The organism is Halobacillus hunanensis (assembly GCF_900166655.1).
Lineage (GTDB): Bacteria > Bacillota > Bacilli > Bacillales > Halobacillaceae > Halobacillus_A > Halobacillus_A hunanensis.
In genome coordinates this window covers 189,872-204,432 of sequence record NZ_FVZB01000006.1, presented here as the reverse complement: position 1 = coordinate 204,432, position 14,561 = coordinate 189,872, and the positions used below count along the sequence as shown (strand labels likewise).

Sequence of the window (14,561 nt, the reverse complement as noted above, 5' to 3'; positions counted from 1 at the left end):
TTTTTGTAACAGTCCAGGCCAGTGGAAGGGGGATTTTACACAGTTACCTTCTCAGGCAAACGATGATATAACTAAGTTGTAACATACCTGCCAGGGAGGCGAATGAATGAAACATACTTATATTTGTTCGAATTGTTCTCACCTTTATCAAAGGGTGCAGCAACAAGAAGAAGCTATTGCACAACTCGTAGAAATTATTGGCGCCACAAATCGCCGTGTGTATGATCTTGATCAGCGGCAGTTAGGCCTCGAGCATGAAATGGTTCGTGAGCGTCAGCCCCGATTGGTCACCCCTGCCTCCTCATAATCGCCTCCTCTCCATAGACAATCCATCCCCGGGTTGTCTATTTATCTGTATGGTACAGCGAACTAAAAACCATGAAATGAGGGGATACAGCCTGACCGATTTGTTGTCACTATGCTCCTCTTAGTGTTATGATAAAGAATGGATTATACTACTCAACCGAAGATTGGAAATCAATAGAGGAGCGGTTGCAATGCTTGGAACTTTAAAGAAAATTTTTGGTGATGATAATACACGTCAGCTCAAGCGACTGGGAAAGATCGCTGAGCAAATTGATGCCCTAGAATCTGAGATGGAAAAACTATCAGACGATGGGTTAAAAGAAAAAACAAACGAATTCAAACAACGTTATGAAAAAGGCGAAAAATTGGATGCTATGCTTGTTGAAGCCTTCGCGGTCGTCCGTGAAGCTTCAAAACGTGTGCTTCATATGCGCCCGTTTACAGTCCAGCTTATAGGCGGGGCTGCTTTACATGAAGGGAATATTGCCGAGATGAAGACAGGGGAAGGTAAAACCCTTGCTTCAACGATGCCGGCTTATCTTAATGCGATTACAGGTAAAGGTGTCCATATTATTACGGTCAACGATTACTTAGCAAGTCGTGACGCAACAGAAATGGGCGAGCTGTATAAATTCCTTGGACTGACTGTTGGCTTAAACACCAATGATTTGTCTAAGGACGAGAAACGTGAAGCGTATGCTGCCGACATTACGTATGGAACTAACAATGAATTCGGCTTTGATTATTTACGCGATAACATGGTGCTTTATAAAGAGCAGATGGTTCAGCGTCCGCTCCATTTTGCTATTATTGATGAAGTAGACTCGATCTTAATCGATGAGGCGAGAACGCCATTGATTATTTCCGGAACAGCTTCTAAGTCAGCTGATCTTTATCAGTCTGCCAATGCGTTTGTACGTCTGCTAAGCAAAGAAGAAGATTTCACGTACGATGAAAAAACCAAAAACGTTCAATTGACGGAAGAGGGAATCAATAAAGCAGAAGGCTTTTTCAAGATTGAGAACCTGTTCGATTTATCAAATGTGTCGTTGATTCATCATATCAACCAGGCTTTAAAAGCCCATGTAACGATGCACCGCGACACGGATTATGTCGTGGATGAGGGTGAAGTAGTCATCGTTGACCAATTCACCGGCAGACTGATGAAAGGCCGTCGCTATAGTGATGGCTTGCACCAGTCCATCGAGGCAAAAGAAGGCTTGCAAATTCAAAACGAGAGCATGACCTTGGCATCGATTACGTTCCAGAACCTCTTCCGAATGTATGAGAAGCTGTCCGGTATGACGGGTACGGCGAAAACGGAAGAAGAGGAATTCCTGAATATTTATAACATGCGCGTTGTGGTCATTCCAACGAACAAACCGATTGTCCGTGATGATAAAGCTGACCTCGTTTATAAAACGATGGATGGTAAATTCCGTGCTGTGGTGGAAGATATTAAAGAACGTTATCAGAATGGCCAGCCTGTGCTTGTAGGTACAGTAGCTGTTGAAACGTCTGAGATTATTTCTCGTTATTTAACGAAAGCTAAGGTGCCTCACAATGTGTTAAACGCGAAGAACCACTTCCGTGAAGCGGAGATCATTGAGAATGCTGGCCAAAAAGGTTCGGTTACCATTGCGACGAACATGGCTGGACGTGGTACGGATATTAAACTGGGAGAAGGCGTTGTTGAAGCTGGTGGTCTAGCGGTTATTGGGACAGAGCGTCATGAATCACGCCGGATTGATAACCAGCTGCGTGGTCGTTCTGGACGTCAGGGAGACCCTGGAATGTCCCAATTTTATCTAGCTACAGACGATGAATTAATGCGTCGTTTCGCTTCTGATAATATGCGCAGCATGATGGAACGTCTGGGGATGGATGATTCACAGCCGATTGAGAGTAAAATGATTTCCCGTGCTGTTGAATCCGCTCAAAAACGTGTGGAGGGTAACAACTTTGACGCACGTAAAACGGTCCTATCTTATGATGATGTTCTACGTCAACAGCGTGAAGTTATCTATAAACAGCGTTTTGATGTACTGAATTCAGAAGGCTTGCGTGAGATCATTGAACAAATGATAGAACGTACAGTCGCCGAAACAGTTCAAGTTCATACGGCAGACGATGAAGACGAGAATTGGGAGCTTGATTCAATCGTTGAATATGTACGAGCCAATTTATTGGAAGAAGGGGACATCACAGCAGGCGACTTGAAAGGTAAAGAACCAGAAGAAATGCAGGAACTGATCCTCGATAAAGTGAAGATGCGCTACAATGAGAAGGAAGAAGAACTTTCAGCAGAACAAATGCGTGAATTTGAAAAAGTAATCTTGCTTCGTACAGTTGACCAGAAATGGATGGACCATATTGACCAAATGGATCAGCTTCGCCAAGGAATCCACTTGCGAGCTTACGGTCAGAACGATCCATTGCGTGAATATCAATTTGAAGGCTATAGCATGTTTGAGAAAATGGTCAAATCCATTGATGAAGAAGTCTCCCGTTATGTCATGAAAGCTCAAATCAGAAATAACTTGCAGCGCCAGGAAGTGGCAGAAGGAGCGAAAGCCGTATCCGGATCAAGCGGTGAGGATAAGGAAAGTAAGAAGAAAAAGCCTTTCGTGAAGAAAGATACTGTGGGTCGAAATGATCCTTGTCCATGTGGAAGCGGCAAGAAGTATAAAAACTGTCATGGCAAGTAATAAAAAGGTGAGGCACTCTCTTCTGTGAGGGTGTCTTGCCTTGTGTGAAACGAATAGTATGAGGAGTGATTGTAATGGATATGGCAGAAATTCGCCATGAATTAGACAATACAGCTAAACAACTAGCGGACTTTAGGGGGTCTCTTTGACGCCGACCAAAAAAAGACTCGCATCGCTGAACTTGAAGAGCAAATGACTGAGCCTGGCTTTTGGGATGATCAGGATACAGCTCAACAAGTCATTAATGAAGTAAATGGTCTGAAGGGGTTAGTTCACACCTTGGAAGATCATGAAGAAACACACGAAAACCTGGAAGTATCCTACGAGCTCGTGAAGGAAGAAGAGGATGAAGATCTTCGGGCAGAACTTGAGGAGCAAGTTGAGAAACTCGTCAGCGATCTGGACCAGTTCGAACTTAATATTTTGTTAAGTGAGCCTTATGATAAGAACAATGCCATCCTTGAATTGCATCCAGGCGCCGGGGGTACCGAATCACAGGACTGGGCAAGCATGTTGCTGCGTATGTACACGAGATGGGCAGAGAAGAAAGGTTTTTCCGTCCAAACTATGGACTATCTGGCGGGGGATGAAGCAGGCGTAAAAAGTGTTACGCTGCTCATTAAAGGTCATAACGCCTACGGTTATTTAAAAGCAGAAAAAGGGGTTCATCGACTTGTACGGATTTCCCCCTTTGACTCATCCGGGCGCCGCCATACATCGTTTGTGTCATGTGAAGTTATGCCTGAATTTAATGATGAAGTTGAAATTGACGTACGCACAGAAGATCTGAAAATTGATACTTACCGCTCAAGCGGGGCTGGCGGACAGCACGTTAATACCACTGATTCCGCTGTGAGGATCACCCATACGCCTACTAATACTGTGGTCACATGTCAGTCTGAACGTTCCCAAATTAAAAACCGGGAACAGGCTATGAAAATGCTCAAGTCGAAGCTTTACCAACTTGAGATTGAACGTCAGCAGGCTGAGATTGATGATATCCGTGGCGAACAGAAAGAAATTGGTTGGGGCAGCCAGATCCGTTCCTATGTATTCCATCCGTACTCAATGGTAAAAGATCATCGGACCAATTTGGATGTGGGCAATACTCAAGGTGTCATGGATGGAGAACTCGATAAATTCATCAACGCCTATTTACGTTCCCAAATGGATTAACCACATAGGAGCTGAGAATATAAAGCAGTGATGTCAAATAGCGAACGGTAAAAATTGAATTGTATAAACGCAGATCATTAGCGTAGTCAAAATACGTAGGCTCCTGGGGAGGAAAGGCCTAGGTGAAACCCCAAAGTGTGCCAGCACAAGGAGGTAGTAAAAGGAAGTTCGACTAAGTTCGGCACGTCCTGTGCCAACATCGAACGACCCCACTACGCGCGAGGGCCGCGAAAAGCGGAGTATTTTGACGGAGCGATGGTTGAGATCCTTTTCTAGATACCTAAATAATCCGAGTTGATTTCCAATAAAATCGTTCGGATTATTTTATGCTTAATTCAGTTTCGTTCCAACCCCTTATATATTGAAGACGGCACAGATGGTGTACTGTCTTTTTTTGGAGAAATTTGCTATTCTAATCATGAACAGCTATCTATATGAAGGGCGGTATTCACCATGAATGTGAAAAAGGCGATTATTCCGGCTGCTGGTCTCGGAACACGATTCCTTCCAGCTACTAAAGCTATGCCGAAAGAAATGCTCCCGATCGTGGATAAACCGACAATTCAATACATCGTCGAAGAAGCTATTGCCTCGGGTATTGAGGATATTATTATTGTGACAGGAAAAGGGAAGCGTGCGATTGAAGATCATTTTGACCATGCGTTTGAGCTTGAAGATAACTTGTATAAAAAGGGAAAGTTAGACTTACTGGAAAGAGTGAAACGTCCTGGTTCGGTTGATATCCATTACATTCGGCAAAAAGAACCAAAAGGTCTTGGACATGCTGTCTGGTGTGCCAGGAAATTTATTGGCAATGAGCCTTTTGCTGTTTTGCTCGGGGATGATATTGTTCGTTCAGACGAGCCTTGCCTGAAGCAGCTGATCAATCAATACGAAGAAACGGGCGCTTCCATTATCGGTGTAAAACAAGTACCAGAAGAGGAGACCTCAAGGTATGGTATCATTTCCCCTAAAGATCAAAATGGACGCCGCTATCAAGTGGAACACTTTGTTGAAAAACCGGCTCCAGGAGAAGCACCTTCACGTTTAGCCATCATGGGCCGATATATTTTAACGCCAGAGATTATGGAACTTCTTGATAATCAAGGAGAAGGAGCAGGTGGTGAAATCCAATTGACAGACGCGATTGAAAGGCTGAATGCCACACAGCCAGTGTATGGGTATGAGTTTGAAGGAGACCGCTATGATGTAGGTGACCAGTTAGGGTTTATTAAAACTACAATTGCCATGGCGCTTGAGCGCTCAGATATGCATGATGATGTGCTGTCAGCTATTTATGAAATTGTTGAGAATGAAGAAGCATCAAAACAGTAAGCAGGGGAATGCTAAATCAACAAGAGGTATTACCCCAAGCTTGGTTTAATAAGACCATCATGATATTGGAACAGGTTTTGGGTTTTAAATAGCAAACATTGGGTAATACTACATACTATCATGACTAATTTTGTCTATGAGGAGGTACAACATTGAAAAAGAAATTACTAACTGTATTATTTGGAACAGCTTTAGTGTTAGCTGCTTGCGGCGGAGGCGGCGGTGAGGAAGGAGCCGACTCCGGTGAAGGAAACAATGGTGGTTCATCAACTGAAGAAAAAGCTAACTCAGAAGTGAATGTCCAAGCAGCAGAGCAAGCTTACGAGCAAACCTGTGCAAGCTGCCATGGAGGAGATCTTTCTGGTGCTGTAGGACCAAACCTTCAGGAAATTGGCTCTAAGTATTCAGCAGATGAAATTGCTGACATCATTAAGAATGGTAAAGGGCAAATGCCACCACAGGGCGGTAATGTAGAAAACGTACAAAACTTGGCTAAGTGGTTAGCTAACAAAAAATAGTGATACTTACCACCGTCCCGGCTGATTGATCAGCCGGGTTTTTTCGTGTGAAAAAGGGAGTATCGACAGGCAGTTTTTTAATTTTATCGCTTCTCTTATAGGTGATTGAAAGAATTTCTCTGTTAAGAAAAATGATTTTTTCTATCTTTGATTATAGCCATTTTATAAGTATTGGTTTCTACAAAAGCCGGCAGGGTTTTTGAAAGTTTTGCCGAATATTAGCAATATGATTACATTCTTGAAATATAAATGTAATAATTTTATGTCTAAAAAAATCGAATTAAGATGTTATAATGAATGAGGACTTGTGACTTTTCGTTTAAAAGCTAAAGGGAACGCATCCTAGATTTACATCAATTAAGGAGTTAAGGTGATAGAAATATGATAGATATGAAGGGAGTCTACAAGACTTATCCTAATGGTGTTACGGCCCTTAACGGCGTCGATGTACATATTGATCAAGGAGAATTTGTTTATATTGTTGGTCCAAGTGGTGCAGGGAAGTCAACTTTTATAAAGTTAATGTTCCGTGAAGAAAAACCTAGCAAGGGATCAATTGTTATTAATGATTATAATTTAGCAACTATAAAAGAGCGGAGAGTACCTCACTTACGACGTAATATAGGGGTTGTATATCAGGATTTCCGCCTGCTTCCTAGATTAACAGTTTATGAGAACGTCGCATTTGCTTTAGAGGTTATTGAAGAATCTCCAAATCAAATTCGACGTCGAGTTATGGATGTTTTAGATCAAGTACGTTTAAAAAACAAAGCACGTTTTATCCCTGATGAACTATCAGGCGGGGAACAACAGAGAGTTTCCATTGCCCGTGCCATTGTAAATCATCCTCAGCTGCTGATTGCTGATGAACCTACGGGAAACCTCGACCCTGATACGTCATGGGAAATTATGCACATCCTGGAAGAAATAAATTCTAACGGTACTACCGTTCTAATGGCTACACATAGTCAGGAAATTGTCAACACGATCCGTAAGCGTGTAATTGCTATAGAAGATGGCCAAATTGTGCGGGATGAAGCACGGGGGGAATATGGTTATGAAATTTAGAACCCTTGGCAGACACACACGTGAAGGAAGTAAAAGTGTTTGGCGTAACGGCTGGATGACGGTTTCAGCTATCGGTGCTGTGACGACAACTTTACTGCTCGTCGGAGTCTTTCTCGCACTGATGCTCAACTTGAACGAAATTGCATCGAATGTGGAAGAAGATGTAGAAGTGAAAGTTCTGCTTGACTTGACTGCCTCTGAAGAACAAATCGATAACTTAAGAGAAGAAATTGAAGGTATATCTGAAGTTGGCTCCATTACTTTTTCCTCGAAAGAAGAGGAGTTAAACCAGTTGATTGATAGTCTTGGTGATAAGGGACAAGCTTTTGAACTGTTTAAACAAAGCAACCCATTGAATGATGCCTTTATCATTAAACCGAAAGATCCAATAGATACCGTTGATATAGCTGAAAAAATTGAGAAAATGGATTACGTCTACCAGGTAGACTACGGGGAAGAAGTTGTTCAGCAAATCTTCCAATTTAACAAATATGCGCGAACGATAGGACTTGCCTTAATTATTGGACTTGTCTTTACTGCCATTTTTCTCATTTCAAATACAATTAAAATTACAATTATTGCTCGCCGTAAGGAAATTGGAATTATGAAACTAGTAGGAGCGACGAATGGCTTTATTCGCTGGCCGTTTTTCATAGAAGGCCTGCTGCTAGGAGTTCTTGGATCGATTATTCCAATTGCTGCGGTTGTAACAGGTTACTATTATCTCTACTACAACTTACGAGATAACATTAAATTTGAATTTATTGAACTGCTGCCTTTTTACCCATTTGCGTTGCAGCTCTCGGGGATCATACTGGCAATCGGAGCCTTCATTGGCGTTTGGGGAAGCGTGATGAGTGTTCGTAAATTCTTAAAAGTCTAGGAACCACTGGGGAGAGGGGAAAGAATTTTGATGAAGAAACTAAACATAGTGATACTTGCCTTTTTATTCGTACTAGGTTCTCTACTAACTTCAACTGGAAGCGTAGTGGCAAATTCAGAACTCGATAACGTAAAGGACAAGTTAAGTGATCTAGAAGAAGAACAAGGTAATGTAAATGAAAAACAGGATAATATTTCTGAAAAAGCCAATGAAACAAAAGAAAAGATTGAAGAAAATGAGGAAGAACAAGCAGAAACTGAATCTCAAATGGCATCTCTTGATCAAGAATTAACAGATATTCAGGAACAGCTTCGTACGAAAGAAAAAGAAATGAAAGAGAATGAGGAAGCGATCAAGAAAAACGAAGCAGAAATTAAAAAGCTGGAAGAGGAAATTAAAGTCCTCAAAAAGCGGATTGAAAAAAGAGAACAGCTTCTAACTAAACGCTTGCGTGCTATGCAGCAAAGCGGCGGGGATGTTAAATACTTAGAAGTATTGATGGGTGCTCAAAACTTTGGCGACTTGATTGACCGTGCTTCTGCAGTGACAACGATTATGGATCAGGATAAAGACATTCTTGATAAGCATATGGCGGATAAGAAACTTTTAGAAGAAAAGAAAGTTGAAGTAGAAGAAAGAAAGAAAGAATTAGAACAGCAAAAGCAAAAACTAGAAGACCAAAAGCAAGAATTAGAAGCTATTAAAGCAGAACTCGATGCTAAGTTGGCTGAAAAGAAAGAACTTATGGAAGAGCTTGAAGTTCAAAATGAACAGCTTCACAAACATAAAATGGAACTTGAGGAAGAACAGGCCATTTTGAGCAATCAGGAAGCTTCGATCCAACAAGCGATTCAAAACGCAAAAGAAAACCGGGCTCAGATCAAAGCTGAGATTGAAAGACAGAAAGAGCTTGAAAGACAACGCCAGGCTGCTTCGGAAGATGAAAGCAGTTCCAATAACAGTAGCGCAAGCGCTAGTGCCAGCAGTTCATCTGCTTCAGCATCTGTTTCACTTCCGTCAGCAAGTGGTAAGTTTATTCGACCTGCCAGTGGATCTGTTACTTCAGAGTTTGGAGCCCGTTGGGGAGGCAGTCACCCTGGAATTGATATCGGAGGGAACGGCAGACCGGTAGTAGCCGCTGCTTCAGGAACGGTATTACGCTCCTATTATTCTTCAAGTTATGGAAATGTTGTTTTCCTAACTCACTATATTAATGGTCAAGTTTACACAACGGTTTATGCCCATATGCAGAACCGCAATGTGAGTACAGGGCAATCCGTAAGCCAGGGAACTACTCTAGGATTAATGGGATCTACTGGTAATTCAACTGGTCCACACCTGCATTTTGAAATCCATGAAGGACCTTGGAATGCCTCGAAAACTAATGCTGTAAATCCAAGAAACCATGTAAACTTTTAATTTTTGACAAAAGAATTTGTGCACACCATGATCTTCCACAGACATGGTGTGCATTTTTCGCTAGCGCATGTTTATCCCAATATTTGTGAGATCATTATAGCTTTATATGATATTGGGGATACCTGTTTAGAGAAGTAATTTTTACAGAAAGGGGAGAGAGTAACATGAAGAAAATAGTGGCTATTTTAACAGCCCTTATAACCTTACAAGTGTTCACCGTCCCAACCGTTTTTGGCGAAACGGATTCTCCATCTCCCCCTGAACTAAAAAGTGAAGCAGCTATTGTAATGGATTCGAAATCAGGTGAAGTACTTTATAGTAAGAATGCTGCAAAAGAAATGTATCCAGCTAGTTTGACTAAGATTGCCACAGCGATTTATACGATCGAAAACGCAGATCTGGATGAGGTTGCTACAGTCAGCAGCAACGCAAGACATACAGAAGGCACACGGGTATATTTAGAAGAAGGGGAACGAGTGACATTAAAAAAACTTCTTCAAGGACTGCTAATTAATTCGGGCAATGACGCCGGTGTAGCGATTGCTGAACATGTCAGTGGCAGTGTAGAGAAATTTGCCAAGGAATTAAATAACTATTTAAAAACGGAAATCGGGGTAAGCAATACCCATTTTGAAAATCCGCATGGTTTATTTAATCCTGAACATGTAACCACAGCGGAGGATTTAGCGAAAATCACAAAATATGCCATGAAAAATGAAGTGTTTAGAGAGATTTTTGGCACCAAAAAGCTGAAATGGGATGGCGCCGCCTGGGATACAACTCTTTACAGCCATCATAAATTAATGAGACAGAAACCTTATGATAAGGTAATTACAGGTGGAAAAACAGGGTACGTCAACCAGTCCGGCTTTACGTTAGCTACTACGGCAAAGAAAGATAACATTAGCTTAATCATCATTACCTTAAACAGCAATGCCCATAGAGGGGCCTATAATGATACCATCAAACTGCTGAATTTTGGATTTGAAAACTTTCAAACCTCCAGTATTTCAAAAGGGTCTTCCTATAAAGTAGATGGAGAAGAGTATATTGTCAGTAAAGAACTTTACTATACTCATTCTAAAGATGAAGAGCCAGTTGAAGAGATAAAACCTGGTGGAGAAATGGAGATCACTAATCAAGCAGGCGAAGTATTGGCTTCCTTTCAGTTAGGAGATACTGATTCACCTAATCAAAAAGATTCCACAGCTCAAGCTGCTTCTCATACAGGGTCTGAATTTCCGGTTCAGATCCATTTACCAAACTTATTTGTTAGTATTGGCTTTAGTATAGTCGATCTCTTTAATAAGTATATTTGAGTACTTATTTAGAGCATGATCATAGCGAATGGATTCAAGAGCGAGGATTCATGATCAAAAAAACATCGGACCTTGGAGCTAATCTCCTCGGGTCCGATGTTTTTCTTTATGTAGGAGGGGAGTAGGAGCTTAAAATGGAGTCTGCCTCAGATACGATCGTTTTTATGATTTCATGTGCCCGACCTTCCTTGCTTAGCTTTGGGCTTTGACCAGACCAGAGCGACATATACTGTGGTTTGTTCTGAAGAGCAGCTGTTTGCCTAATTTCTTTTGTTAAGCTATTTTGAATAGGGTAGTCAGGAAGAGTATCTTCGTAAGGTTTCATATCCTGAATAAATTGATTATCAATTCCTCTGGCCGGTTTACCGCTGAAAGCTGAAGTCATCACTGTAGCATCCTCTGAACTAGTAAGGATGGCTTGCTTATGCTGGTGTTTTGCACTACTTTCTTCAGCTGTTACAAATGCTGTCCCCATCTGTACCCCTTGGGCACCTAACATCATAGAAGCCATGAGTCCTCGGCCATCCATAATTCCCCCGGCTGCAATGACTGGAATTGACACTTTATCGACCACTTGGGGGACGAGTGACAGGGTTCCTATCATTGATTTTTGAAAGGATCCATGGAATGTTCCACGGTGACCGCCTGCTTCATACCCTTGAGCAACCACTGCATCCATACCAGCTTGCTCGTTAAGTGCGGCTTCTTCAACTGTCGTGGCTGCTCCAATTAATAAAATATCGTTTGCTTTTAATTTGTTGATCCATTTTTTTGGAGGAAGTCCAAAAGTAAAACTGCAAATTTGGATGCCTTCTTCTATAATTTTTTCTAACTGCTGTTCAAACACATGCTTGATTTCGCCTGTAGCTTCTTCAATCCCCAGTTCCTTTAAGTAGGGGAATAACAACTCGTTTGAAGCGTGAATGTGAGAAGAATTATAATTTGTTTCTCCAGGGACGAAAACATTGACGGCAAAGGGTTTAGAAGTCTTCTGCTTGATGCTCTTAATGACGTTTTGCATATCAGCAGGGTCCATGTACCCTGCCCCTAAGGATCCTAATCCCCCTGCATTTGAGACCTCAGCAATCAGCTCTGGCGTGGTAATTCCTCCTGCCATTCCTGCTTGTATAATAGGAAGTTCTAGGCTTAACAACTCCGTTAATCTGGTTTGTTTCCACATGCAAATCCCTCCCGTATAGTCGTTTCTTTAACCATAGAGGAGGGACATAGTAAGTGCAAGTGAAAAAACTGAACGCTATTTAGACTTTCGCTTATTGATCATGAGACGCTTTGTTTTTTCATTGACATAGGCATAGATAATATCTTTTGGTACTGAATCTTGATGTTCTAATTCTTTATCCAGCCAGTCTTTATCTAGATCTAATAAAGTTAAATTATGTTTTTGAATTCTGCCGTCCACGATCACGGCAATGGGCAGTCCTTCATCCTGAATGGTAATGTTCATATGCTCGACAGTTACGGGAGTATTGGCTGCGGTAGGGATAACACTCAGCTCACCAATTGGCTCTAGTAAAGCATATTCGACATCATTTACTTTCGGATATCCCTTACTTCTAAGAATAGACAGCAGCTGACCTACGGAAAGGTGGGCTTTTTCCAGGTTATCTTCCAGGATTTCTCCTTTTTTAATTAAGAGGGTAGGCTGTCCCAAGAATAAGGTATTACCAATTTGATTGAGCGTTAGTAGTGAAAAAAGGACGTGTAACAACACGAGTATGCCAAGCGCGATAATGGTTGGAATGAACTTTGTGCTGATAAGGGGTTCTGAAGCGAGCGTACCAATAATAATGATAGCCACTAGGTCATAGGGAGTCATTTGTACAATCGTTGATTTTCCCATGATTCTCATGATGGCGATGGTGACTAAGTATAAGGTAAGTATTTTAATGAAAAATATCATAATAGAGTGAGCTCCTTATTTATAACTTTACCTTTATGGTGCGTAATGCAGAGGGACTCATTCATATACTTTGAAAAATTATGGACCAGGATTTTATCTTTTCTAACTGATCAGCTGAGGTCATTCCAGCTATGTCAGAAGTATGCTTTTTTATGTTTTGGTTCTAGTTGCGACTGTATATGTGGTATTATTTAATTAATTGTAATTGTAGGCATTTTGTTAAGGTGAGATATAAAAAGCAATATGCTTTCACATGCCTTTAGGAGCAACGGCATATCATAAGTAGTACAGGCATCGCACATTTACGGTGTGGTGCCTTGTTTGCTAGGATAGAGTCATCCATAGAAAACTATTCACAGAAGGGTGAAGGCGATGAATATAAAAACGCGTTATGCTGCAATCATTGTGGTCCTTGCAGTTCTGCTTGGAGCTGGCGGCACATATATTGGCATGCAGTATTTTGGAGCGGATACCCAAACACCTGCTGAACGACTGGCAAATGCGAGTCAAAAAGCGGAAAATTTAGGAGGCACCTCCGAAGAAGGCGATCCTAATCTGAAGAAAGTTGATCAAGCCTTCGATATTATTAAGAATAATGCATTGAAAGATGTTGATCAGCAGCAGCTGGTTGAAGGTGCTATTCAGGGGATGCTTGATACATTAGAAGATCCATACAGTGTATATATGGATAAGAAAACGATGGAGCAGTTTAACCAAACGATTGAATCTTCTTTCCAAGGTATAGGCGCGGAAGTAAGTATGGTGAATGATACAGTAACGATTGTGGCTCCGATTAAGGGTTCTCCTGCTGAAGAAGCAGGGTTGAAGCCGAATGACCAAATTTTGAAAGTTGATGGCGAAAGCTTAAAGGGATTGGATTTATATGAAGCCGTGTTAAAAATTCGCGGTGAAAAAGGCTCCGAGGTCACTTTGAAAGTCGATCGCCCAGGAGTTAGTGAACCATTAACGGTTGATATCGTTCGCGATAAAATCCCGTTGGAAACTGTTTATACAGATACGAAAACTGTTGAGGGCAAAAAAGCAGGCATTATTGAAATTACTTCATTCTCAGAGAAAACAGCAGAGGATTTTAAAAAAGCTCTGACGAAATTGGAGAATGATGGTATAGAAGGCTTAGTGATTGATGTCCGCGGTAACCCTGGTGGACTATTTACAGACGTTCAGGAAATATTAAAACAATTTATTCCGAAAGATCATCCGATTGTCCAAGTGAAAAATAGTAAAGGAGAGGTGTCCAAATATTTCTCAGATATTGAGTCTAAGAAAGATTATCCAATTACAGTAGTAATGGATGAAGGCAGTGCTTCAGCTTCTGAGATTCTAGCCGCTGCCATGCACGAGGCAGGCGGGTATGAACTTGTCGGTACAAAAACATTTGGTAAAGGAACGGTTCAGCAGACGGTCCCTATGGGAGACGGAAGCACGATCAAGCTGACCCTTTTCAAATGGCTGACACCTGAAGGGAACTGGATTCATGAAAAAGGAATCAAGCCGACAGTTAAGGTGAAGCAGCCGGATTATTTCTATACCAATCCTGTCGAAATAGAAGAGCCTCTTACCTATAATCAAAATGGTGATAAAATCAAAAGTATTCAGGAAATGCTGAAGGGATTAGGCTATACACCTGGAAGAACGGATGGCTATTTCAGTGAAGAAACGAAAGATGCTGTCGAGAAGTTTCAATCGGACCACCAGCTGGACGTAACGGGTAAAGTCGATTCCGAAACAGCTGGAAAATTGGAAGAACTGATTGTTAACAAAGTACGGGATGAGAAGAATGACCGCCAAATGAAAAAAGCTCTTGAAGTTCTATTTCAATAGGCAGGAATTGAATCGTTTTATAGCGAAATAAGTCCGTAGTCATTGACTGCGGACTTTTTCATGAAT

Annotated in this window: 12 protein-coding genes; 10 read left to right on the top strand and 2 right to left on the bottom strand. The window is 41.5% G+C overall.

Translation table 11 applies throughout. The annotated features are described in order from the left end of the window. Positions 1–106 precede the first annotated feature (106 nt). The 9 genes from B5354_RS06700 to B5354_RS06660 all read left to right on the top strand — a co-directional run bounded on the left by B5354_RS06700 (position 107) and on the right by B5354_RS06660 (position 10,732). Positions 107–307 carry a hypothetical protein gene (locus B5354_RS06700; protein ID WP_079527182.1) on the top strand — a complete coding sequence of 67 codons (201 nt, stop codon included), beginning with the start codon at positions 107–109 and terminating at the stop codon, positions 305–307. 190 nt (positions 308–497) lie between these two features. Further along, complete coding sequence (secA, locus tag B5354_RS06695; RefSeq protein WP_079527180.1) at positions 498–3,014, top strand: preprotein translocase subunit SecA; 2,517 nt, start codon at positions 498–500, stop codon at positions 3,012–3,014. 74 nt (positions 3,015–3,088) lie between these two features. Continuing rightward, positions 3,089–4,190, top strand: a protein-coding gene (prfB, locus tag B5354_RS06690) for a peptide chain release factor 2 (protein ID WP_139377079.1) whose coding sequence is annotated in 2 segments (ribosomal slippage) — positions 3,089–3,160 and positions 3,162–4,190 — 1,101 coding nt in all. Because the reading frame shifts where the segments join, the coding sequence is not laid out codon by codon here. Between the two features lie 453 nt (positions 4,191–4,643). Continuing rightward, entirely contained in the window at positions 4,644–5,525 is an 882-nt protein-coding gene (gene galU / locus B5354_RS06685) for a UTP--glucose-1-phosphate uridylyltransferase GalU (RefSeq protein WP_079527179.1), read from the top strand. A gap of 152 nt (positions 5,526–5,677) precedes the next feature. Further along, on the top strand, positions 5,678–6,043 hold the full coding sequence (gene cccB / locus B5354_RS06680) for a cytochrome c551 (RefSeq protein ID WP_079527177.1): 366 nt from the start codon (positions 5,678–5,680) through the stop codon (positions 6,041–6,043). A 381-nt stretch (positions 6,044–6,424) separates the two neighbouring features. Then, on the top strand, positions 6,425–7,111 hold the full coding sequence (ftsE, locus tag B5354_RS06675; protein ID WP_079527176.1) for a cell division ATP-binding protein FtsE: 687 nt from the start codon (positions 6,425–6,427) through the stop codon (positions 7,109–7,111). After that, positions 7,101–7,994: a permease-like cell division protein FtsX gene (ftsX, locus tag B5354_RS06670; protein ID WP_079527174.1), complete on the top strand. Its 894-nt coding sequence runs from the start codon at positions 7,101–7,103 to the stop codon at positions 7,992–7,994. The genes ftsE and ftsX overlap by 11 nt, the downstream gene beginning before the upstream one ends. A 30-nt stretch (positions 7,995–8,024) precedes the next feature. Beyond that, positions 8,025–9,413, top strand: a complete 1,389-nt coding sequence (locus B5354_RS06665; RefSeq protein WP_079527172.1) for a murein hydrolase activator EnvC family protein — start codon at positions 8,025–8,027, stop codon at positions 9,411–9,413. 164 nt (positions 9,414–9,577) lie between these two features. Further along, the gene (locus B5354_RS06660) at positions 9,578–10,732 is read left to right on the top strand and encodes a D-alanyl-D-alanine carboxypeptidase family protein (protein WP_079527170.1); all 1,155 of its coding nucleotides are present in this window, start codon (positions 9,578–9,580) and stop codon (positions 10,730–10,732) included. A 106-nt stretch (positions 10,733–10,838) separates the two neighbouring features. On the opposite strand, the gene B5354_RS06655 is transcribed toward B5354_RS06660, so the two are convergent. Together B5354_RS06655 and B5354_RS06650 are read right to left on the bottom strand one after the other, a co-directional pair. After that, positions 10,839–11,912 (bottom strand): NAD(P)H-dependent flavin oxidoreductase, encoded by a 1,074-nt coding sequence (locus B5354_RS06655; RefSeq protein WP_079527168.1) that lies wholly within the window; start codon positions 11,910–11,912, stop codon positions 10,839–10,841. 75 nt (positions 11,913–11,987) lie between these two features. Then, the gene (locus B5354_RS06650; protein WP_079527166.1) at positions 11,988–12,653 is read right to left on the bottom strand and encodes a DUF421 domain-containing protein; all 666 of its coding nucleotides are present in this window, start codon (positions 12,651–12,653) and stop codon (positions 11,988–11,990) included. 372 nt (positions 12,654–13,025) lie between these two features. On the opposite strand from B5354_RS06650, the gene B5354_RS06645 reads away from it, so the two are divergent. After that, positions 13,026–14,495 carry a S41 family peptidase gene (locus B5354_RS06645; RefSeq protein WP_079527164.1) on the top strand — a complete coding sequence of 490 codons (1,470 nt, stop codon included), beginning with the start codon at positions 13,026–13,028 and terminating at the stop codon, positions 14,493–14,495. The last annotated feature ends 66 nt before the right edge of the window (positions 14,496–14,561 follow it).